22 protein-coding genes are annotated in these 20,138 nt (G+C 64.4%); 10 read left to right on the forward strand and 12 right to left on the reverse strand.

Annotated features, from left to right (window positions below; all coding sequences use genetic code 11):
• Positions 1–32 precede the first annotated feature (32 nt).
• The 5 genes from metK to OWC48_RS32490 all read left to right on the forward strand — a co-directional run bounded on the left by metK (position 33) and on the right by OWC48_RS32490 (position 4,846).
• Positions 33–1,229: a methionine adenosyltransferase gene (gene metK / locus OWC48_RS32470; RefSeq protein WP_071912054.1), complete on the forward strand. Its 1,197-nt coding sequence runs from the start codon at positions 33–35 to the stop codon at positions 1,227–1,229.
• Positions 1,230–1,353: 124 nt separating this feature from the next.
• Positions 1,354–2,775: an adenosylhomocysteinase gene (gene ahcY / locus OWC48_RS32475; RefSeq protein ID WP_063982186.1), complete on the forward strand. Its 1,422-nt coding sequence runs from the start codon at positions 1,354–1,356 to the stop codon at positions 2,773–2,775.
• Between the two features lie 163 nt (positions 2,776–2,938).
• A complete protein-coding gene (locus OWC48_RS32480) occupies positions 2,939–3,148 on the forward strand; it encodes a hypothetical protein (RefSeq protein ID WP_282523637.1) in 210 nt (69 codons plus the stop codon).
• Entirely contained in the window at positions 3,130–3,330 is a 201-nt protein-coding gene (locus OWC48_RS32485) for a nuclear transport factor 2 family protein (protein ID WP_282523638.1), read from the forward strand. The genes OWC48_RS32480 and OWC48_RS32485 overlap by 19 nt, the downstream gene beginning before the upstream one ends.
• A 49-nt stretch (positions 3,331–3,379) precedes the next feature.
• Positions 3,380–4,846: an NAD(P)/FAD-dependent oxidoreductase gene (locus OWC48_RS32490; RefSeq protein WP_282523639.1), complete on the forward strand. Its 1,467-nt coding sequence runs from the start codon at positions 3,380–3,382 to the stop codon at positions 4,844–4,846.
• A 17-nt stretch (positions 4,847–4,863) separates the two neighbouring features.
• On the opposite strand, the gene OWC48_RS32495 is transcribed toward OWC48_RS32490, so the two are convergent.
• Genes OWC48_RS32495 through OWC48_RS32505 form a run of 3 tightly spaced genes read right to left on the reverse strand, consistent with a single transcriptional unit; the run spans position 4,864 to position 7,100 of the window.
• A complete protein-coding gene (locus tag OWC48_RS32495) occupies positions 4,864–6,105 on the reverse strand; it encodes a YbfB/YjiJ family MFS transporter (protein WP_282523640.1) in 1,242 nt (413 codons plus the stop codon).
• Between the two features lie 32 nt (positions 6,106–6,137).
• On the reverse strand, positions 6,138–6,374 hold the full coding sequence (locus OWC48_RS32500; RefSeq protein ID WP_063982190.1) for a 4-oxalocrotonate tautomerase family protein: 237 nt from the start codon (positions 6,372–6,374) through the stop codon (positions 6,138–6,140).
• Between the two features lie 15 nt (positions 6,375–6,389).
• Complete coding sequence (locus tag OWC48_RS32505) at positions 6,390–7,100, reverse strand: SDR family NAD(P)-dependent oxidoreductase (RefSeq protein WP_282523641.1); 711 nt, start codon at positions 7,098–7,100, stop codon at positions 6,390–6,392.
• Positions 7,101–7,313: 213 nt separating this feature from the next.
• Between OWC48_RS32505 and OWC48_RS32510 the strand changes: the two genes are divergently transcribed.
• On the forward strand, positions 7,314–8,237 hold the full coding sequence (locus OWC48_RS32510) for a LysR family transcriptional regulator (RefSeq protein WP_282523642.1): 924 nt from the start codon (positions 7,314–7,316) through the stop codon (positions 8,235–8,237).
• A 153-nt stretch (positions 8,238–8,390) separates the two neighbouring features.
• Positions 8,391–8,546: a hypothetical protein gene (locus tag OWC48_RS32515; protein WP_282523643.1), complete on the forward strand. Its 156-nt coding sequence runs from the start codon at positions 8,391–8,393 to the stop codon at positions 8,544–8,546.
• 21 nt (positions 8,547–8,567) lie between these two features.
• On the opposite strand, the gene OWC48_RS32520 is transcribed toward OWC48_RS32515, so the two are convergent.
• A complete protein-coding gene (locus tag OWC48_RS32520) occupies positions 8,568–9,164 on the reverse strand; it encodes a hypothetical protein (RefSeq protein ID WP_282523644.1) in 597 nt (198 codons plus the stop codon).
• A gap of 245 nt (positions 9,165–9,409) precedes the next feature.
• On the opposite strand from OWC48_RS32520, the gene OWC48_RS32525 reads away from it, so the two are divergent.
• On the forward strand, positions 9,410–10,339 hold the full coding sequence (locus OWC48_RS32525; RefSeq protein WP_282523645.1) for an aspartyl/asparaginyl beta-hydroxylase domain-containing protein: 930 nt from the start codon (positions 9,410–9,412) through the stop codon (positions 10,337–10,339).
• A 60-nt stretch (positions 10,340–10,399) separates the two neighbouring features.
• Here the strand turns inward: OWC48_RS32525 and OWC48_RS32530 are convergent, their stop codons facing one another.
• Entirely contained in the window at positions 10,400–11,227 is an 828-nt protein-coding gene (locus OWC48_RS32530; RefSeq protein WP_166342736.1) for a molybdenum storage protein subunit alpha, read from the reverse strand.
• A 13-nt stretch (positions 11,228–11,240) separates the two neighbouring features.
• On the reverse strand, positions 11,241–12,053 hold the full coding sequence (locus OWC48_RS32535) for a uridine kinase (RefSeq protein WP_259256748.1): 813 nt from the start codon (positions 12,051–12,053) through the stop codon (positions 11,241–11,243).
• A gap of 131 nt (positions 12,054–12,184) precedes the next feature.
• Between OWC48_RS32535 and OWC48_RS32540 the strand changes: the two genes are divergently transcribed.
• Positions 12,185–12,643, forward strand: coding sequence for a nuclear transport factor 2 family protein (locus OWC48_RS32540; RefSeq protein WP_282523646.1), 459 nt, complete (start codon positions 12,185–12,187; stop codon positions 12,641–12,643).
• A gap of 57 nt (positions 12,644–12,700) precedes the next feature.
• Here the strand turns inward: OWC48_RS32540 and OWC48_RS32545 are convergent, their stop codons facing one another.
• The 3 genes from OWC48_RS32545 to galE all read right to left on the reverse strand — a co-directional run bounded on the left by OWC48_RS32545 (position 12,701) and on the right by galE (position 16,375).
• Complete coding sequence (locus OWC48_RS32545; protein ID WP_282523647.1) at positions 12,701–13,402, reverse strand: fumarylacetoacetate hydrolase family protein; 702 nt, start codon at positions 13,400–13,402, stop codon at positions 12,701–12,703.
• A gap of 38 nt (positions 13,403–13,440) precedes the next feature.
• Complete coding sequence (locus OWC48_RS32550) at positions 13,441–15,243, reverse strand: ABC transporter ATP-binding protein (RefSeq protein WP_282523648.1); 1,803 nt, start codon at positions 15,241–15,243, stop codon at positions 13,441–13,443.
• Between the two features lie 118 nt (positions 15,244–15,361).
• The gene (galE, locus tag OWC48_RS32555; protein WP_282523649.1) at positions 15,362–16,375 is read right to left on the reverse strand and encodes a UDP-glucose 4-epimerase GalE; all 1,014 of its coding nucleotides are present in this window, start codon (positions 16,373–16,375) and stop codon (positions 15,362–15,364) included.
• A 126-nt stretch (positions 16,376–16,501) separates the two neighbouring features.
• Between galE and OWC48_RS32560 the strand changes: the two genes are divergently transcribed.
• On the forward strand, positions 16,502–17,539 hold the full coding sequence (locus OWC48_RS32560) for a glycosyltransferase family 4 protein (RefSeq protein ID WP_282523650.1): 1,038 nt from the start codon (positions 16,502–16,504) through the stop codon (positions 17,537–17,539).
• Positions 17,540–17,758: 219 nt separating this feature from the next.
• Here OWC48_RS32560 and OWC48_RS32565 read toward each other — a convergent pair whose 3' ends face one another.
• The 3 genes from OWC48_RS32565 to waaF form a co-directional block, all read right to left on the reverse strand.
• Complete coding sequence (locus tag OWC48_RS32565) at positions 17,759–18,157, reverse strand: hypothetical protein (protein WP_282523651.1); 399 nt, start codon at positions 18,155–18,157, stop codon at positions 17,759–17,761.
• Positions 18,158–18,439: 282 nt separating this feature from the next.
• On the reverse strand, positions 18,440–18,739 hold the full coding sequence (locus tag OWC48_RS32570; protein WP_028153513.1) for a hypothetical protein: 300 nt from the start codon (positions 18,737–18,739) through the stop codon (positions 18,440–18,442).
• Between the two features lie 254 nt (positions 18,740–18,993).
• Positions 18,994–20,043, reverse strand: coding sequence for a lipopolysaccharide heptosyltransferase II (gene waaF / locus OWC48_RS32575; protein WP_282523652.1), 1,050 nt, complete (start codon positions 20,041–20,043; stop codon positions 18,994–18,996).
• Positions 20,044–20,138 lie beyond the last annotated feature (95 nt).

The following is a 20,138-nucleotide window of genomic DNA, read 5'->3' on the forward strand; positions in this document are numbered from 1 at the left end:
CGCCAGGTTAATGGCGGAACAAGGGGTTACTGATGCGCGCGTCCTATCTCTTCACCAGCGAATCCGTGTCCGAGGGTCATCCCGACAAGGTCTGTGACCGGATCTCCGATGAAATCGTCGATCTGTTCTACCGCGAAGGGCCGAAAGCCGGCATCGATCCGTGGCAGATCCGCGCGGCCTGCGAGACGCTCGCGACCACCAACAAGGTGGTGATCGCCGGCGAGACCCGCGGTCCCGCATCCGTCACCAACGAGCAGATCGAAGGCGTCGTGCGCGCCGCGATCAAGGACATCGGTTACGAGCAGGACGGCTTCCACTGGGAGAAGGCCGACATCGAGATCCTGCTGCATCCGCAGTCGGCCGACATCGCGCAGGGCGTCGATGCGCTGCAGCCGGGCGAGGTCAAGGAAGAGGGCGCGGGCGACCAGGGCATCATGTTCGGTTATGCCACCAACGAGACGCCTGATCTGATGCCGGCGCCGATCTTCTATGCCCACAAGATCCTGCGCCTCATCTCGGAAGCGCGTCACTCCGGCCGCGAGAAGGTGCTGGGTCCGGACTCCAAGAGCCAGGTCACCGTGCAGTACGAGAACGGCAAGCCGGTCGGCGTGCGCGAGATCGTCGTGTCGCACCAGCATCTGGTCGAGGACATCTCGTCGAAGCAGATCCGCGACATCGTCGAGCCGTATGTCCGCGAGGCGCTGCCGAAGGACTGGATCACGCCGAAGACCATCTGGCACATCAACCCGACCGGCAAGTTCTACATCGGCGGTCCGGACGGCGATTCCGGCCTGACCGGCCGCAAGATCATCGTCGACACCTATGGTGGCGCGGCCCCGCATGGCGGCGGTGCGTTCTCCGGCAAGGATCCGACCAAGGTCGACCGTTCGGCGGCTTACGCGGCGCGCTACGTCGCCAAGAACATCGTTGCGGCCGGTCTCGCCGATCGCTGCACCCTCCAGCTCGCCTATGCCATCGGCGTCGCGCGTCCGCTGTCGATCTACATCGACACCCACGGCACCGGTAAGGTGTCGGAGGACGAACTCGAGAAGGCCGCCGCCAAGGCGATGGATCTCACCCCGCGCGGCATCCGCAGCCATCTCGACCTCAATCGCCCGATCTACGCGCGCACCTCGGCCTACGGCCATTTCGGCCGCACGCCCGACAACGAGGGCGGCTTCTCCTGGGAGAAGACCGACCTGGTCGAAGCGCTCAAGCGCGCAGTCTAAGTACCAACGTCATTCCGGGGCGCCGCGACAGCGGCGAACCCGGGATCCTTACCATCATGTCGAGATTCCGGGCCGCCCCTCCAGGGCGACCCGGAACGACCAATTCAACAACAGGACCTCCGCTATGAATGCGAAGCCCGGCTTCACCGACTACATCGTCAAGGACATTTCGCTCGCCGACTTCGGCCGCAAGGAACTCTCGCTGGCCGAGACCGAGATGCCCGGCCTGATGGCCACCCGCGAGGAGTTCGGCCCGAAGCAGCCGCTGAAGGGCGCGCGCATCGCCGGCTCGCTGCACATGACGATCCAGACCGGCGTGCTGATCGAGACGCTGGCGGCACTCGGCGCCGACATTCGCTGGGTCTCCTGCAACATCTATTCGACGCAGGACCACGCCGCGGCTGCGATCGCGGCCGCCGGCATTCCGGTGTTCGCGGTCAAGGGCGAGACGCTGGCCGAATACTGGGACTACACCGCAAAACTGTTCGACTGGCACGGCGGCGGTCACCCGAACATGATCCTCGATGACGGCGGCGACGCCACCATGTACGTCCATCTCGGTCTGCGCGCCGAGAACGGCGACACCGCCTTCCTCGACAAGCCCGGCTCCGAGGAAGAGGAAGTCTTCTTCGCGCTCCTGAAGAAGCAGCTCAAGGAGAAGCCGAAGGGCTACTTCGCCGAGATCGCCAAGAGCATCAAGGGCGTTTCCGAAGAGACCACCACGGGCGTGCATCGTCTCTATGACATGCAGAAGGCCGGCACGCTTCTGTGGCCGGCGATCAACGTCAACGACAGCGTCACCAAGTCGAAGTTCGACAACCTCTATGGTTGCCGTGAATCGCTGGTCGACGGCATCCGTCGCGGCACCGACGTGATGATGTCGGGCAAGGTCGCGATGGTCGCGGGCTTCGGCGACGTCGGCAAGGGCTCGGCCGCGTCGCTGCGCCAGGCCGGCTGCCGCGTGATGGTGTCGGAAGTCGATCCGATCTGCGCGCTCCAGGCCGCGATGGAAGGCTACGAGGTCGTGACCATGGAAGACGCCGCGCCCCGCGCCGACATCTTCGTCACCGCGACCGGCAACAAGGACATCATCACGATCGAGCACATGCGCGCGATGAAGGATCGCGCCATCGTCTGCAACATCGGCCACTTCGACAACGAGATCCAGATCGCGGGTCTGCGTAACCTGAAGTGGACCAACATCAAGCCGCAGGTCGACGAGATCGAATTCCCCGACAAGCACCGCATCATCATGCTGTCGGAAGGCCGCCTCGTGAACCTCGGCAACGCGATGGGCCATCCGTCCTTCGTGATGTCGGCCTCCTTCACCAACCAGACGCTGGCGCAGATCGAGCTGTTCGCCAACAACAAGGACGGCAAGTACAAGAAGGAAGTCTACGTGCTGCCGAAGTCGCTGGACGAAAAGGTCGCGCGTCTGCACCTCGCCAAGATCGGCGTCAAGCTCACCGAGCTGCGCAAGGACCAGGCCGACTACATCGGCGTGAAGCAAGAAGGTCCGTACAAGTCGGACCACTACCGCTACTGAGATCGCAGCCAGCTGCGACACGAAGGCCCCGGAGCGATCCGGGGCCTTTTTTTGTAGACTTATTGTGCTACGCTCGGAGGTAGAGCCAAAACAAGCCCGCCACTTCTGAAGCGGGTGGCCGCGTTTCCCACGTTCATTGTCAAATGCATATGGAGGGAATGCGATGTCCAGCGAAGCCAACGTTCAGTTGCTCAAAGAAGCCTATCGTCGGTGGAACGACAGCAAAGGCGGGAGCGTCGACTATTGGTTCGACAGCGTCATCGGCCCGCAGATCAAATTCGACTCGCTTCCGCAGGGGGCTCGGGCGGTGCCCTTTGCCAAGTGTTATGCGACGGTCTGCTGGCTGACTGGAGCATGCAGCACTACACCATGAATGAATACGTCGCGCAGGGCGACGCTGTTTTCGCGCGCGGCTCATGTGCCTGGACCAACAAAAGGACCGGGAAGATCGCTGAGACCCCGAAGGTCGATTTCTGGCGTTTCAAGGATGGCAAGGCAGTGGAATTCTACGAGTATTTCGACACAGCCCTTGTCTACGGCGCTGCCACCGCCTGACGGTTGCAATTCGGCACGGCGTCGCCCATCCTGTGCCGGGGAGAACGCCATGGCTAAAGCCGCAGAACATTTCGACGTCCTGATCGTTGGTGCCGGCCTGTCCGGCATCGGCGCGGGCTATCATCTTCAGAGCAAGTGCACGGACAAGAGCTACGTCATCCTCGAAGGCCGCGACTGTATCGGCGGCACCTGGGACCTGTTCCGCTATCCCGGCGTCCGCTCCGACAGCGACATGTTCACGCTCGGCTACTCCTTCAAGCCGTGGACCGATCCGAAGGCGATCGCGGACGGGCCGCAGATCCTGAACTACGTGCGCGAGACAGCAGCCGAGAACGGCATCGAGAAGCACATCCGCTTCCGTCATCGCGTCAAGCGCGCGGCGTGGTCGACGCCGGACGCGCGCTGGACCGTCGAGGCCGAGCGCATTACGGGCGAGGGCGCAACCGAGCTCGTGCGCTTCACCTGCAATTTCCTGTTCATGTGCTCGGGCTATTACAAATACGAGGCGGGCTATACGCCGGAGTTCACGGGCGCGCCGGATTTCGCCGGCCGCATCGTGCATCCGCAGAAATGGACCGAGGACATCGACTACGCGGGAAAACGCGTCGTCGTGATCGGTTCGGGCGCAACCGCAGTGACGCTGGTGCCGGAGCTCGCCAAGAAGGCGGCGCAAGTCACCATGCTCCAGCGCTCGCCGACCTATGTGGTGTCGCGTCCTGCGCAGGACCCCGTCGCGAACAAATTGCGCCGCAATCTACCGACACGGCTTGCCTATCATGTCATCCGCTGGCGCAACGTAATGTGGGGGATGTTCTTCTTCCAGCTCAGCCGGCGCCGGCCCGCCAAGGTCAAGGAGCTGGTGCTCAAGGGCGTGCAGATGGCGCTCGGCCCCGACTACGACGTCGCGACCCATTTCACGCCGCGCTACAATCCCTGGGACCAGCGGCTCTGCCTCGTGCCCGACGGCGATCTGTTCGAGGCGATTCGCGAGCAGCGCGCCACCGTCGTCACCAACGAGATCGACACCTTTACGCGCGACGGCATTCGCCTGAAGGACGGCCGCGAGCTTGCGGCCGACATCATCGTCACGGCGACGGGGCTCGTGCTCCAGGTCGTCGGTGGTCTCGAGGTCAGCGTCGACGGCCGCGCCGTCGATTTCGCCAACACGCTGACCTACAAGGGCATGATGTATGCCGACGTGCCGAACATGGCGTCGGCCTTCGGCTACACCAACGCGTCCTGGACGCTGAAATGCGATCTCACCTGCGAATATGTCTGCCGGCTCATCAACTACATGGACCGGCATAATTTCCGGCAATGCATGCCGCACAATGACGACCCTGAAATCACCGCGCAGCCGTCGCTCGATTTCACCTCGGGCTATGTGCAGCGCTCGGTCGCGAAGATGCCAAAGCAGGGCTCGAAGCAGCCATGGCGGCTGTACCAGAAGTACGCGCTCGACATCGTCACGTTACGATTCGGCCGGATCGACGACGGCGTGATGCAGTATTCCTGATCACGCCGCCACCTGCTTTATGCCTTGCGCGCGGCGAGCGCGAGCCCAAGATCGATCGCAAGCGCGAGCACCACGGCGGCGCCGCCAAGTCCGAACAGGACCAGATAGTCGCCGCCGGTCTGCGCGTAAATCCAGGAGAAGCCGTAGGCTGCCGCCGCCTGGAATAGCGCGAAGCTCGTGGTGGCGTGGCTCCATGTCGCGCGCTGCTGCTCGGTCGAATGCGGGACGAGCTCGTGAATGCGCCCGAGCACGAGTGGCACGATACCCGGGGTGAAGCCGCCGACCACGACGCTCGACACGATCAGCGAGAGAGGTGCGATGCTGACGGTCGGCAGCAGCACGGCGGCCGCCTCGATCAGGAACGCGGCGCGCAAGGCCGGTCCAAATCCCGCGCGGTCACCGAGATGGCCGGTGACGAGCGGGCCGACGATGGCGCCGAGACCGTACAGCACCCAGTAGCGCGAGCCCGCGGCAATGCCCTGGCCGAGGCCACGCGCCACGAAGTCGACGATGAAGACCATGTGCGGCACCAGGGCCACCGCGTTGAGGCCATACTGGAGCAGAAGCGCGCGGACGGCGGGCGAGGCGTGATGGGACGTCGCGTGATGCGAAGGCGCGGTATCGCTCCTGGCCTCCGCGGGCCAGTTCCACCAGCTCGCGAGCGTGAGCACGGCGGAGAGCACGCCGAGGCCATACCAGCTCTGCTGCAAGCCCTGTTGCAGGAGCAACGGCACCAGCGTGCCCGACGCGGCGACGCCGAGGCCGACGCCGGCAAAGATCACGCCGCCGACGATGCCGCGCCTCGCGGCCGATACGTGCGGCAGAATGACGGAGGCCGCCAGCACCATGATGATTCCGCCGGTCAGGCCCGACAGGAGACGCCAGGCGAAAAACCAGGTGAATGACACCGGGGTAGAGCTCGCGAAGAAGGAGAGGGTGGCAAGCAGCATCATCGCCCGCAGCGCGCGGACGGCGCCGATGCGAGTGGCCAAGGCGCGTGCCGCGAGCGCGCCGGCGAGGTAACCGGCGAGGTTGGCAGCGCCGAGATAAACGACGTCGGATGCGCTGAACCACTTTGCGGCGATCAGCGCCGGGATCAGCGGCGTGTAGGAAAAGCGGGCGAGGCCAAGCCCGACCAGTGATGCGGACAATCCCGCCACGGCGTACCGCCAAGCCTGACGCGAAGTCGATTCCGATTCCGATCCCGGCCGCTGATGCGGCCGGGCGTGGTGCCCAGTGTTTGCATTGAGTTCAGTCATGTCATCCTCCTGCGCACACAATGGTGCGCGGATCATCCTGTCTTTGCGGCGCGGCGGCGCCGGAAGTCCTGCACGGGCAGGCCGCCCCAGCCCCAATTGTCGGTGTCGACTTCCTCGATCACGACGAAGGTGGACTCGAGCGGCTTGCCAAGCACGTCGAGCAGCAACTGGCTCGATCCCTTGATCAGCGCGGCCTTCTCCTCCGCCGTGAGCGACGCTGCTCCCGGCGTCGTTCCTTCGCGGGTCACTTGAATGGTGACGATCGGCAAGGTGTTTCTCCGCGCTCAGTGGCCGGCGCTCTGGCCGCCGTCAACGTGCAGGATCTCACCGGTGACGAAGCTTGCCTGCTCGAGATAGAGCACGGCGCCGACGATGTCGGACATCTCGCCCATGTGGCCGACCGGATGCAGCGCGCCGAGCTGGGCATGCGTCGCAACGGGATGCATCGGCGACTTGATGATGCCGGGCGCCACCGCGTTCACGCGGATGCCGCGCCTGGCGTATTCGATCGCGAGCGACTTGGTCGCGGCGTTCAGCCCGCCCTTGCTCAGCGAGGCCAGCACCGACGGCACGTTCGAATTGGCCTGATCGGCCAGCGTCGTCGTGATCTGGACGACGTGACCCGAAACCTGCTTCTCCATCTCCGCAATGGCGAGCTGCGTGATGTGGAAAAAGCCCGCAACGTTGGTGCCCATCACCGTCGCATAGTCCTCGGCCGTGTACTGCGTGAACGGCTTTGCGACGAAGATGCCGGCATTGTTGACCAGCGTGTCGACGCGGCCGAAGCGCGCGACGGCATGCGAGACCACGCGTTCCGCGGTGGCCCGGTCGGCGATATCGCCGGGAACGGCGAGGATGTCATCGTCGCCCGACGGCTTGATGGACCGCGCCGTTGCGACGACGCGATAGTTGCGATCACGAAAACCCTGGACCAGGGCGGCGCCGATGCCCTGCGATGCACCGGTGATGATGGCGACCTTCTGCTCGATACCCATGATGGACTCCTGTTGTTGGCTTTCAGAACCTGCGCCAGCAGCGGCTGGCTTGCCTACTGAGGTACGCCGCGGCGGCCCGGCTGCGAATACACGTTGTCCGGCAGACACTGTTACGTGGCGCGAACGAATGCCGGTCCGGCCTTTGGCGACGGTTGTCGCGGCGGGGGCGAACGCCTAGCTTGTCACCGGAATTTGATGGGGCGACGGGCAGGCATGGATCGTCTGGATGCGATGAAGGTGTTCGTCCTTGCGGTGGACGAGGGCAGCTTGGCCGCCGCGGGGCGCAAGCTCGGCCGCTCGCCGGCGGCGGTCAGCCGCGCCATCGCTTTCCTGGAGGAGCGGGTCGGCGTCGAGCTGCTGCACCGGACGACACGATCGATCAAGCTGAGCGAGGAGGGCGAGCGCTACGTTGCGATCTGCCGCCGCGTGCTCACCGAGCTGGAAGAGGCCGACGACATCGCGGCCGGACCGCGCACGGCACCCCGCGGCCAGCTCACGATCACGGCGCCGGTGGTCTCGGGCGAGATGGTGCTGCGGCCGATCCTCGATGCATTTCTCGATGCCTATCCGACGGTGTCGGCAAAGCTCCTGCTGTTCGACCGTTCGGTCAATCTGATCGAGGAGGGCGTCGACATCGCGCTTCGCATCGGACCTCTCGCGGATTCGGCGATGGTGGCGATGCGGGTCGGCGAGATCAGTCGCGTCGTCGTCGCAGCGCCGCGCTACCTGAAGCAGCACCCGCGCATCGCTGAACCCGGCGATCTCGCCAAGCACCAGATCGTGGCGATGGCGCATCTTCCCAATTCCTGGACCTTTGCGCCACAGGCCGGCTCATCGGCAGCCAGGACAGTCCAGTTCACGCCGCGGCTCGTCGTCAACAGCACCTATGCGGCGGTGGCGTCAGCGGTCGCCGGGCGCGGCGTGGCGCGGATGTATTCGTATCAGGTGGCCGAGCAGGTCGGGCGCGGCGAGCTCGAGATCGTGCTGGCCGGCGATGAGGATCCGGAGATGCCCGCGCATTTGATCTGCCCGCAGGGCCGGCTCGCGGTGCCCAAAGTACGGGCCTTCACCGACTTCGCCGTGCCCCGGCTGAAGAAGCACTTTGCGCAGCTCAAGAAGAGCCTCGGTGCACGCTAGACATTGCGGCCGCGCGGCGACCGCCAATGCGTTGTTTTGCGTATACGGCCGCCGGGCTGAATCGGCGATGGTTCCCGAACGGTTAACGCCGATTTAACGGATGAGTCCTAGCCTGTCTCGGCCGGGGTAACTCGCAAGGCCGAGGTGAGCCCAATGGAAGCCCAGAAGATCGCGGTCGACGCTGTCGTCGCGCTGACCGATTGCGACCGCAGCGCTGTCGTCGCCTTTATCCGCCATCTCTATCTCGCCGGGGTTACCGACCCAAAGCGCCTCACCTTCAAAGGCCTGCAGGCGCTGTCGCGGGTCTGAGCGGCACGCGCGCAATCGAACCTACTTAGCCCCGACGGGCGGATCGCTGATCCGGATCGAGGTGACGCGGTCCTCCCGCACCTCGAATGAGAACGGCCATGGCTCATAAGTCCAGAGATCGGTCTTCTCCAGTCCGCTCGGCCCGACGTGGAAGGGGCCGCCGAACTGCGCCTTGAGCTTCTCGATGCTGTCGCCGAGATTGATCTGGTTGAAGCTGTAGGCGGCGATCGGCGCCGGCCCGCTGACCTGAAGTGCGACGACGCGGTTCGCCTTCACGACCTGGTCGGTCTTGCCGAGGAAGTAGACATAGGCCGTCGCGTTGTTCGGTTGCGGCAGCCTGCGGTGCGGTTCGCCGAGCGCGGCCTTGAGCGAGGCCTCCGAGATGCCGACGCCAAGCGCGCCCATGCGCTGGCAGGCAAGGCTGAGCACGTCGGGATCGGGCGGGGTGATGCGCTTACCGGCTTCGACCTTGCAGGCGAATGTCTGCCCGACCCGTAGCCACTGGCCGCGCAGCTCCGGATCCGGAGGCTTGCCGCCTTGGGGTGACGGCGAAGTGCCTTGGCCGTTTACGGGTGCGAATATTCCAAGCAGAGCCAGCGCGAGCGCGGAGCCCGCCAACGACCGCCACATCCCCAAGACACACCCCGATTTTCCCACCCTGGAACCAGGATAGCATGCCGCAAACCGGCCGCAACGCCGGGATTGGCGGCGGGTCAGCTACGATTTCAAATTGTGCGCGGCACGGCTCGGGACGTCCCAATCACAACCTGCGGAACAGCCTCAGGATGCACGCCAATATCTTGCAGCTCGGGCCGGGTCGGAGTAGATCACGTCCCCGGCTGGGTCACTCGGGATTTGGGGAAATGCTGAAACAGCTTTTTGCGCCGCAACTTGTCATCCTCTATGTGCTCGCGGCTTCGACCATTTACGTTCACTTCCGCGGCAAGCAGCGACTGCGCTTCGCGCGCCAGCTCGGCGATCACTCGACCTATCTCGCGCCCTACAACGTGCTGATGTATGCGGGCTCGGCCGTGCCCAACAAGCCGGTGATCCCGGTCGAGCAGTTTCCGGAGCTGAAGCCGCTCAGCGAGAATTGGGAGACCATTCGCGACGAGGCCGTGCGCCTGTTCGACGAAGGCTTCATTCGGGCCGCCGCGAAGAACAACGACTGGGGCTTCTACTCGTTCTTCAAGAGCGGCTGGAAGCGCTTTTACCTGAAATGGTACGACGACTTCCTGCCCTCGGCGCGCACGCTGTGCCCGAAGACGGTGGAGCTGCTCAACGCGATCCCGAGCGTGCACGGCGCGATGTTCGCGATGCTGCCGCCGGGCGGCAAGCTGGGCGCGCACCGCGATCCCTTCGCCGGCTCGCTGCGTTATCACCTCGGCCTCGTCACGCCGAACTCGAACAAGTGCCGCATCCTCGTCGACGGCGTCGAATGCGTCTGGCGCGACGGCGAGGCCTTCATGTTCGACGAGACCTTCATCCACAGCGCGGAGAATGCGACCGACGTCAACCGCATCATCCTGTTCTGCGACGTCGAGCGCCCGATGAAGTACGGCTTCATGACCGCGATCAACCGCTGGGTCAGCCATCACATCGTCAAGGCCTCGGCGACCCAGAACGTGGACGGCGAGAGCGTCGGCGTCCTCAACAAGGTGTTCGGCAAGCTCTACGAGATCCATCTCGGCAGCCGCAAGGTCAAGGAGTGGAACCGCAACGTCTACTACACGCTGAAATACTCGCTGACGGCGCTGATCCTCGGTCTCATCGTGATGTCGGCGCTGCGCTAATCCGCCCTACGAAAAACCCCGGAGCAGGCTCCGGGTTTTTTTGCGGACGTTGCTGCGGCCTCACACCGGCTTGGCGCCGGTGTTGATGATCGACCCCACATGCTGCCCGCGCAGCGCCGCCGCGATCCGGCCGGGAACGAGGCCGTTGACCACCTGCACGCGCGCGATGTGTCGTGCGTTGGCCATCACTTCGAGCAGCGCGGGATCGAACGGCAGTGTGCCCTTCAGCTTCGCAAGATCGGCAAAGCTCGTCTCTTTCAGCAGCTCGGCCTTCTTGCCATCCGCGCCATTCGGATCGGTCGTGTAGACGCCGTCAACGTCCTCCACGATCGTGAGCCCGGCAGCGCCAAGCGCGTCGGCGAGCAGGAAGGCGCCGGTATCGGCCCGATGCAGCGGGATGCGCGCGGTCGGGAATTCATGATGGTGGTAGGGCGGGAACGCGCTGCCGACGACAGCGCGCGCCGCCTGGAGGTGAATGGCGAGCTGGCTCGCGATGGTCGGGTGCTCGACATAGGAGACACCCTCCGGTGCGAGCAGGCTTGCCAGGATGTGGCCGTTCTGGCCGGCCTCGCTGGCGGCGAGCGGTGCGAGCGAACCCACGGGAAGGCCGAGATCGAGGCCGACGCTGTAGAGATGGCGCGCGCGGATGCCGGCGCCGGTCAGGATGAGCAGGCGATGCTCCGGCAAGAGCGACCGCAGCTCGTCGACGAGCGGGAGGATCGCTTCGTGACCGCGGTCCATGATGCGGCCGCCGATCTTGATGACCTGCAGCCAGGGCAGCAGCTTGATCGGGCGGTTGCCGGCAACGGGGCGGGTGAGATCGCTGTCGAGCAGAGTCTGGCGCGCGAGCGGCGAGGCGACGTGCTTGATCTGGTTGGTATCAGCCATGACGGTGCTCTCTTCAGCTCGCGGTGATGATGGTGCCGACATGCTCGCCCGCAAGCGCGCGGGTGAGATTGCCGGGGACGAGGCCGTTGATGATCTGCACCTGCCGGACATGGCGCGCCGAGGTGAGGAGATCGAGCACCGGGAATTCGAGGATCGAATCCTGCAGGCCCTTGGCCTTCATCTCCGCCACCGAGATCTTCGGGATGAAGGTGGCGTTCTTCGACGTCTTCGGGTTCGCGGTGTAGAGGCCGTTCTCGTCCTTCACATAGATCATCGCTTTGCAGCCGAACTGCTCGGCGACGAGGAAGCATCCGGCGTCGGTCCGGTAGGGCGGGATCACGCCCTCGGCCGCGGGCCGCATCCACAGGCTATAGGGCGGCATGCCGCTGAAGATCACCGCACTCACCTCGGCAAGGAACAGCGGCACGGACGACAGCCCGGCGCTGGAGACGGCGGAGATACCGTGCTTGGCCAGCAGCTGCCCGAGCATCGCGGCGTTCTGATCGGCGACGGAAGCCCCGAGTTGCGACAGCACGCCGGCCGGCAGCCGGAGCCCGGCGGCGATCGAATACAGATGCCGCGCACGGGTGCCGGCGCCGGTTCCGATCAGGAGCTTGTGCGCCTTGCGGGCGGCGACGATCTCCTCGACGATTGGATAGACCGCGGCACGGCCGCGATCGATCATGCTCTGGCCGCCGATCTTGATGACGGTTGCATCGGGGAGGATGCGGAAGTCCGCTGCCTTCTCCGCTGCGGCCACAAGCTGTGGGTCGGTGAGCGAGCGCTGCATCAGCAGCCCCTCGAGCTCCGTGATCGTGTTCGACATCCGAGACATCCTCTCGTTTTCTGATGCAGTCTCTGCGGCGGACCCTTCAGCCTCGACCGCGAATCTTGCCGCACACTTCAGTCCATGGCAACAAGGTGGCCGCGATTTAGCGGCCAAACATGGAGCAGGCAATGGCCCCGTTGCCACTTGCGAACACCGAGATCGTGCAATTCTTCCGCGAGTGGTTGGATACCTTCTCAGGCTATGTCCGCGAGGTCGACTACGCCTCGGCGCGGCCGCTGTTTCACCCGGACGTGCTCGCTTTCGGCACGCATAACGACGTCATCCCGGGGCTCGACCAGTGGGTTACGACGCAATGGAATAACGTCTGGCCGAAGACGACCGACTTCCGCTTCGTCCTCGACCAGGTCTCGATCCTGGCGTCCCCCGACGGCACGATGGCGACGGTGGTCGCGCCGTGGACGAGCAAGGGCTACCATCCCGATGGCAGCGCGTTTCCGCGCCCCGGCCGAGCGACGATGGTGTTTTCAAAAGATGGCGATGGCTGGCTGTGCGTGCATTCGCACATGTCGCTCAATCGCGGGGTGCCGCAGGCAAGCCATGCCAATCGGCCGGTGAAGGCCTGGTAGAAATGCAAAAGGCCCCGGACATGTCCGGGGCCTTTCGATTTCCAGATGTCGTTCAGCCTATTCCGGCTGGCCGACGCTCACCTTCAGCGTGCCGACGCCGTCGACGCCGCATTCGAGCTTGTCGCCCGGCTGGAGCTGCGACACGCCGGCCGGCGTGCCCGTCATGATGATGTCGCCGGCGGCGAGCTTCACCTGCTGGGAGAGCTGCCAGATGATCTCGGGCACGTTCCAGATCAGCTCGGTGAGATCGCCCTTCTGGGCTTCCTTGCCGTTGACCGTCAGCCAGATCCTGCCTTTGGCGGGATGGCCGATCTTCGAGGCCGGCTGCACTGCGGAGCAGGGAGCCGAGCCGTCGAACGACTTGCCGATCTCCCAGGGGCGCTCCTTCTTGCGCGAGGCGATCTGGAGGTCGCGGCGGGTGAGGTCGATGCCGACGGCGTAGCCGTAGACATGCTCGAGCGCCTTGTCGGCGGGGATGTTGAGGCCGCCGCTCTTCATCGCGACGATCAGCTCGACCTCGTGATGCAGATCCTTGGTTAGCGGCGGATAGGGAATGGTGGCGCCGTCGGGCACCAGCATGTCGGCGTGCTTGGCGAAGAAGAACGGCGGGGCGCGCTCGTCGTTGCCCATCTCGCGGATGTGCTCGAGATAGTTGCGGCCGACGCACCAGATGCGGCGCACCGGATAACGACCGCTCTCCCCGACGACAGGAAGCGAAGCCTGGGGCGGAAGCGGAATGACGTAGGAGGCGGCGTTCATGGAGCGATCTCGCTGCTCTTGGTGGGGTGAAGGAAACTCTATGCGGTTGCGCTGATCGGCGCCAGAGCGCCGGCGTCGTGGTGTTGCAGGCGGAAGAACGAGGCGTAGCGGCCCGAGCGGCGGAGCAATTCGTCGTGCCGGCCCTGCTCGACGATCTCGCCGCCCTCGACCACCAGGATCGCATCGGCGTGCATGATGGTGTGCAGGCGGTGCGCGATCACGATGGTGGTGCGGTTCTGGCAGAGATGCTCGATCGCCTCCTGCACCTGCCGCTCGGACTCGGAATCGAGCGCGGCGGTGGCCTCGTCCAGCAGGATGATCGGCGCGTTCTTGATCAGCGCGCGTGCGACCGCGATGCGCTGGCGCTGGCCGCCCGAGAGCTGCGTGCCGTGCTCGCCGACCGGCGTGTCGTAGCCGAGCGGGAAGCTCATGATGAAATCATGCGCGCAGGCGGCTTTCGCGGCATCAACGATTTGCTCTTCGGTCGCGCCGGGTTTGCCGAAGGCGATGTTGCTGCGGATGGTGTCGCGGAACAGATAGACGTCCTGGCCGACATAGGCGGTCTGCGCGCGCAGCGATTTGCGCGAGACCGCGCCGATCGACTGGCCGTCGATCACGATGTCGCCTTGCGTCACCTCGTAGAAGCGCAGCAGCAGCCCCAGCACGGTCGATTTGCCGCCGCCGGAGGGGCCGACCAGCGCGGTGACTTTTCCGGGCTCGGCAACGAAGGACATGCGGTTGAGGACGGTCTCGCCGGTCCGGTAGGAGAAGCTGACGTCGCGCAGCTCGATCTTCGCTTCGGACAGCTTCAGCGCCGGCTTGTCGTCGTCGGAATGTTCGCTCGCCGGGCTGTCGACCACTTCGAGCAGCATGCGGGCGCCGACGAGCTGGCTGTTGAGGTCGATGTTGAGCCGCGCCAGCCGCTTGGCCGGCTCGGTTGCCATCAGGAACGCGGTCATGAAGGAGAAGAACGCGCCGGGCGTGGCGTTGAGCGCGACCACGCTGTAGCCGCCGTAGAGCAGGCAGCCGGCGACCGCGAAGCCACCGAGCATCTCCATCAGCGGGTTGGAACGGTTGGCGACGCGGGCCATCTTGTTGGCGTTGCGCTCGACGATCGCGATGTTCTCGTCGATGCGCTTCTGCATCGTGTCTTCGAGCGTGAATGCCTTCACCGTGCGGATGCCCTGGAGCGATTCCTGCATCGTCTCCAAAATGTCGGCGGTGCCGGTGAACTGGTTGAAGGCGAGGCCCTTGATGCGCTTGACCAGCTTGCGCAGCACCAGCATTGCCGGCGGCACCACGACGAGGCCGATGAACGACATCACCGGGTCTTGCCACACCATCACGCCGATCATGGCGAGCAGCATCATCAGATCCCGGCCGACGGCGTTGACCAGCATGTTGAGGACATCGGTGATGGCCTTGGCGCCGGCGGTCAGGCGCGCCAGGAATTCAGACGAATGCCGTTCGGAGAAGAAGCCGACGCTCTCGCGCATCAGCTTTGCGAACAGCTGGCGCTGGTTGGTGGCGAGGATCGCGTTGCTGATCTTGGTCAGGATCACCATGTGGCCGTAGGTCGCCACGCCCTTGATGAACAGCAGGATCACCGTGAGCCCTGAGAACATCGCGATGCCCGGGACGTTCTTGTCGACATAGGCCTGGTTGATGACCTGGCCGAGCACGTAGGTCGCGCCCGCGGTCGATCCGGCGGCAAGCGCCATCAGCGCGAAGGCGACGAGGTAACGCCGCCAGTAGATGACCCCCTGTTCCGTGACCAGGCGGCGAATCAGGATTGCCGCCGTATAGGGATCGTCGGTGATTTTCTTTGGAAACTGGGCCATCCGGTGTCCATTGACGGGGCAAGGAAAAGCCTGCCCGCGCGTCAGGGATCGAAGGGCCTCTGTGCCCGCTAAAGCCGCGCTTTTCAAGCCCAATTAAGGGCTTGCGCTGGGATGGAATCTAGGCCGAGACGGCGTGGCGGAGCTCGCCATGGCGCTCGCGGAACAGCTTGTCCTCCCAGGCCAGCGCGTGGGCCGCGATGGTCTCGAGGTCGTCGTATTGCGGCTTCCAGTCGAGCAGGCCGCGGATGCGGCTGGTGTCGGCAACCATGGTCATGATGTCGCCGGGCCGGCGCGGGGCGTATTGCACGGCGAAGCTGCGCCCCGAAACCCGACGCACCGCGTCGATGGTCTCCAGCACCGAATAGCCGCGGCCATAGCCGCAATTCAGCGTCGTCGAGGCCCCGCCATTGCGCAGGTAAGCGAGTGCCGAGCGATGCGCCTGCGAGAGGTCGGAGACGTGGATGAAGTCGCGGATGCAGCTGCCGTCCTGGGTCGGGTAGTCGGTGCCGAACACGTCGATCTTGGCGCGCTGGCCGGTCGCGGCCTCGACCGCGATCTTGAGCAGATGCGTGGCGCCGACGGTGGCCAGCCCGATACGCGCCTGCGGATCGGCACCGGCGACGTTGAAGTAGCGCAGGGTCACGTATTGCATGCTGTAGGCGGCGGCGACGTCGTGCAGCATGATCTCGGTCATCAGCTTCGACGAGCCGTAGGGCGACAGCGGCCGCGTCGGCGCATGCTCCGGCACCGGCACCAGGTCCGGATTGCCGTAGACCGCGGCGGTCGAGGAGAAGATGAAACGGCTGATGCCGCGCTTGACGGCGACATTGAGCAGGTTGCGCGCGGTCATGAAATTGTTGCGGTAGTAGCCGAGCGGATCGCGCATCGACTCCGGCACGACGACGGAGCCCGCGAAATGGATGATGCTCTCGATGTTGTGCTGGGCGATCACGCCTTCGACCAGGTTCTCGTCGCCGGCGTCGCCAATGAACAGCGGCACGCCCTCGGGCAGATAGGCCGAGAAACCGGTCGAGAGATCGTCGATCACGACGACGTCCTCGCCGGCTTCCGCCAGCGCCAGGACCGTGTGACTTCCGATATAGCCGGCGCCGCCGGTGACTAGCACAGTCATGATCTCACCCGTCTTCGATCAACGCGCCACGTTAACGTTTGCGCGGTGAAGAGGGGGTTTCGGCAGCCCTGAACTGGTCACTATGCTTAATGTTGCGTATAGGGGGCTTCCGTAACGGAGCATGACGTGGCGAATTCCCCCGGCGATCTCGAAGTGATCGTGCCAAATCTGCACAGGCGCTATTCCGGGGTCACCGCGACCAACCGGATGGTGGCGCCACGGCTGGCAAAGCTCTATCGCGCGGCGTGGTTCGGCTCAGATGCGCCGGAGGGGATTTCGCGACTGAGCGCTGCCGATTTCCTCAAACTATGGGGCCGCAAGACGCCATTGATCTGGCACGCGCGGCGCAACAACGAGATGATCGCGGGCGTGCTCCTGCGCGCGCTCGGCTGGCCATTGAAACTCGTGTTCACGTCGGCCGCACAGCGGCATCACAGCTGGATCACGCGCTGGCTGATCCGGCGCATGGACGCGATCATCGCGACTTCAGACATCTCGGCCTCGTTCCTGAAGGTGAAGGCGACGGTGATCCCGCACGGCGTCGACACTGACGTTTATGCGCCGCCGAACGATCGCGCCGCGGCCTTTGCGGAAGCCGCGCTGCCGGGCCGCTATGCGATCGGCTGCTTCGGCCGCGTGCGCGCGCAGAAGGGCACCGATGTGTTCGTCGACGCGATGTGCCGGCTGCTGCCGCGCTATCCTGACTTCACTGCAATCATCGTCGGACAGGTCACGCCGGAGCAGACTCCCTTTGCGAACGATCTGAAGAGGCGGATCGAGGCCGCCGGCCTGCAGTCGCGCATCGTCATCACCGGTGAACTGCCGATCGGAGCGGTGCAGCGCTGGTATCAGCGGCTGACGATCTACGTCTTCACCTCGCGCAACGAAGGTTTTGGTTTGACGCTGATCGAGGCGATGGCGGCCGGCAGCGCGCTCGTCGCCGCGCGCGCCGGTGCGGCCGCGCTCGTGGTCGAGGACGGCTCGACGGGTGTGCTGATCCCGACTGGTGACGCTGATGCGTTGGCCGCCGCGCTCGAACCGCTGATGCGCGACCCGGACACCGCGCTCGCCATGGGCGCGCGGGGGCGGGCACGGGTGCTGGCGAAGTTCAGCCTCGATGCCGAAGCGGCGCGGATCGGTGACGTTTATCGTCCGCTGCTCTGAACTGCCGTTTTCGCGACCGCAAACAAAAATCTCGAAAACAACCCTATGCAAAGTAGCCGGTGCCAGCGGAATCAACGGGTTGACGGCCGGTGCGATGCGTTGCGGATTTTACGAGGCCGTTTGACACGTCGGGCAAAACAGCGGCACGATGTCATCATCGGCCGCAGTTGCGATACCCGGATCATCCATCCAGGTTCCTTCAAACCGTCGCGGTCGACTTCACATTGGGCAGCGCACATACGGCATTTGCACTGGCACCGGCTCCTTGGAGCTGAGTGTGATATTATTCTCTCCGGAGAATGTCAGGTCGAATGCGACGTCTGAAATCGAGACGCCGTCCGAGCACGACGCGATTATTCGCATATTCGGCCCGTCATCGCGCAACGATTTGACCGTGCATTTTTCAAATGTGCCGGTGACTTGCCTTCCCTGGACGATTAAACCGCCCGCGTGGAGATCAGCATCTTTCTTGAAGGCAAGCCTGTTGTTCTCTTTGGTGAATATTTGGCCACAGGCCGAGGCGTCGATTGTCCAAGCTCCGTTCAAATCCGCAGCCTGTATCGATGCCGATTGCGTCACGAGAAGTGCCAGCGTCACCAAAGGATTGAAAGTCCTCATGAAACTCTCCGACTAAATGGTCAATACTGCCAAATCATCCTCTTCGACGCCGATGGAGGCGCAGCAAGACGCGCCCCTTCGTATCGGTCTTGAGCAGTATTTGGGTGCGGCGAACTGGCGAAGCTGTTGTTGATCTAAGTCAATAGGCTCTGCAGAGCGCTCGTCTGCTTGAGGCAAAGCGCAGCGTAGCGCGATGACGAGTGCGATCTGTCAGAGCTGGAAAGGCCGCCGCATTTGTCCGGCGGCCTCCGCGCTTGAGTGGCTTGCGGGGCGGCGCCCCAGCTAGAGATCGATGCTAACGGCGATGTTGCGGCCCTGTAGTTGGGAAATCTTCATTCCGTCAGCCTGCACTTGCGCGAACTCCGGGTCGTTTGCCACGGCTTCCTGCACTTTGCCGTAAACTTCCCAATTGGAATAGCGCGTCGCAACCAGCAACTCTCCTGCCCACTGGCCAGTGTGGAAGCGGGAGAGCCGAAGAAATTCGGCGCCGTGTTTCTCAAAGATTTTCTTCGCCTGCCTGACGATCTTGATCATTTCCTCGGGCTTGTCGGTCTTGAAGCGAGTGAATTGAACGATCGGCATGGGGCTACCTCCATAACTGTGTAAAATGTCCAAGAGGCATGTATCGAGCGACGTTTGAGGAGCGAACCTCTTGTTCGAATCTCGATGAAGATTCGTCTTTGTCGACGTGATCTTGGTTCAGCCTTCACAAGCGGCAGCGACGCAGCCTTATCCCGCGAATGAACTGACAACGTCACTGACTAAAGCTGGCGGACGGAAAGACCTGCTGTTGGATTCGCTGCCAGTTGCCCGACCAACGCATGGCGTCAATGAGTTCACACTCCGAGCACCCGCTGCGCGATCGCCACGACCTCGGAAGCCGCGATATCCCGCATGCAGCGGTGGTCGTTCATCTTGCAGATCGTGCTCTGGCAGGGCTGGCATGAGAGCACGCTCTTGTCCTGGACCACGGTCGCGGCGAGGCCGTTGAGGGGGGCCCAGAGATAGGGGCTGGTCGGGCCGAAGATGCCCATGGTGGGTGTGCCGAGCGCGGCTGCGATATGCATCAGGCCGGAATCATTGGAGATGGCGACGCCGGCCGCGGCCATCGCCAGCACGCCGTTGCGCAGATCGGTGCCGGTGAGGTCCCGCACGCCCGGACCGCCGGCGGCGACGATCTCCTGGGCGAGGCCCTTTTCGGCGGGGCCGCCAACCACCCAGACCTCCAGCCCGCGCTCGGCCAGCAAGCGGGCAGCCTCCGGATAATAGGTCCAGCGCTTTGAGGCGCCGACTGAGCCGGGAGCCAGCGCGACCGCCGCCCCGGCGCTGAGGCCATTGGCCTGCCGCCAGCGGACGATGTCCTCGGCCGGGACCCGCAATTGCGGCACCGGCCATTCCGCGGGCAGGGGGGCGCCATCGGGTTGGGCCAGGGCGGCGTTCTTGTCGATGAAGCGGGGCAGCTTCTTCTCGCCCCAGCGCCAGCGGTTGAGCAGGCCGAACCGGAACTCGCCGACGAAGCCGACCCTTTCCGGAATCCCGGCCAGCGCGGGCGCGATGGCCGCCTTCCAGGTCCGGGGCAGCACCAGAGCTGTCCCGTAATTCCGCTCGCGCAGGAGCTTCGCCAGGCCAAGCTGGCGGCCTACGGCGAGCCGGCTGCGCGGCAGGTCCCACACGATGCCATCGCGCACACCAGGCATGTAATCGACCAGGGGGGCGCAGAGGGAGGTGGTCAGGAGATCGACTGGCCGGTTGGGCCAGCGCTCGTTCAGGACCCGGACAACGGTGTGATTCCGGACGAAATCGCCGATCCACATATAGGGGACGATCAGGATCGGGCGTGTGTCGCTCCGATCTGCATCTCGACCAAATTGCGAATCTTGATTCATTCGTTAATAGGACCGGGAACGTGCTGATGTTGCGGTTCGGTTACCCGCTCCGGACCTGCAGGTAAAGCCGGGACAGCGCCGATCCCAAAACCGCT

This window comes from Bradyrhizobium sp. Arg816, from assembly GCF_029989365.1.
Lineage (GTDB): Bacteria > Pseudomonadota > Alphaproteobacteria > Rhizobiales > Xanthobacteraceae > Bradyrhizobium.

What these genes read in the sequence shown, in the direction of transcription:
- metK (WP_071912054.1), top strand. Translation starts at nt 33, where the DNA reads ATGCGCGCGTCCTATCTCTTCACCAGCGAATCCGTGTCCGAGGGTCAT.
- ahcY (WP_063982186.1), top strand. Translation starts at nt 1,354, where the DNA reads ATGAATGCGAAGCCCGGCTTCACCGACTACATCGTCAAGGACATTTCG.
- OWC48_RS32480 (WP_282523637.1), top strand. Translation starts at nt 2,939, where the DNA reads ATGTCCAGCGAAGCCAACGTTCAGTTGCTCAAAGAAGCCTATCGTCGG.
- OWC48_RS32485 (WP_282523638.1), top strand. Translation starts at nt 3,130, where the DNA reads ATGCAGCACTACACCATGAATGAATACGTCGCGCAGGGCGACGCTGTT.
- OWC48_RS32490 (WP_282523639.1), top strand. Translation starts at nt 3,380, where the DNA reads ATGGCTAAAGCCGCAGAACATTTCGACGTCCTGATCGTTGGTGCCGGC.
- OWC48_RS32495 (WP_282523640.1), bottom strand. Translation starts at nt 6,105, where the DNA reads ATGACTGAACTCAATGCAAACACTGGGCACCACGCCCGGCCGCATCAG.
- OWC48_RS32505 (WP_282523641.1), bottom strand. Translation starts at nt 7,100, where the DNA reads ATGGGTATCGAGCAGAAGGTCGCCATCATCACCGGTGCATCGCAGGGC.
- OWC48_RS32510 (WP_282523642.1), top strand. Translation starts at nt 7,314, where the DNA reads ATGGATCGTCTGGATGCGATGAAGGTGTTCGTCCTTGCGGTGGACGAG.
- OWC48_RS32515 (WP_282523643.1), top strand. Translation starts at nt 8,391, where the DNA reads ATGGAAGCCCAGAAGATCGCGGTCGACGCTGTCGTCGCGCTGACCGAT.
- OWC48_RS32525 (WP_282523645.1), top strand. Translation starts at nt 9,410, where the DNA reads ATGCTGAAACAGCTTTTTGCGCCGCAACTTGTCATCCTCTATGTGCTC.
- OWC48_RS32530 (WP_166342736.1), bottom strand. Translation starts at nt 11,227, where the DNA reads ATGGCTGATACCAACCAGATCAAGCACGTCGCCTCGCCGCTCGCGCGC.
- OWC48_RS32535 (WP_259256748.1), bottom strand. Translation starts at nt 12,053, where the DNA reads ATGTCGAACACGATCACGGAGCTCGAGGGGCTGCTGATGCAGCGCTCG.
- OWC48_RS32540 (WP_282523646.1), top strand. Translation starts at nt 12,185, where the DNA reads ATGGCCCCGTTGCCACTTGCGAACACCGAGATCGTGCAATTCTTCCGC.
- OWC48_RS32545 (WP_282523647.1), bottom strand. Translation starts at nt 13,402, where the DNA reads ATGAACGCCGCCTCCTACGTCATTCCGCTTCCGCCCCAGGCTTCGCTT.
- OWC48_RS32550 (WP_282523648.1), bottom strand. Translation starts at nt 15,243, where the DNA reads ATGGCCCAGTTTCCAAAGAAAATCACCGACGATCCCTATACGGCGGCA.
- galE (WP_282523649.1), bottom strand. Translation starts at nt 16,375, where the DNA reads ATGACTGTGCTAGTCACCGGCGGCGCCGGCTATATCGGAAGTCACACG.
- OWC48_RS32565 (WP_282523651.1), bottom strand. Translation starts at nt 18,157, where the DNA reads ATGAGGACTTTCAATCCTTTGGTGACGCTGGCACTTCTCGTGACGCAA.
- OWC48_RS32570 (WP_028153513.1), bottom strand. Translation starts at nt 18,739, where the DNA reads ATGCCGATCGTTCAATTCACTCGCTTCAAGACCGACAAGCCCGAGGAA.
- waaF (WP_282523652.1), bottom strand. Translation starts at nt 20,043, where the DNA reads ATGAATCAAGATTCGCAATTTGGTCGAGATGCAGATCGGAGCGACACA.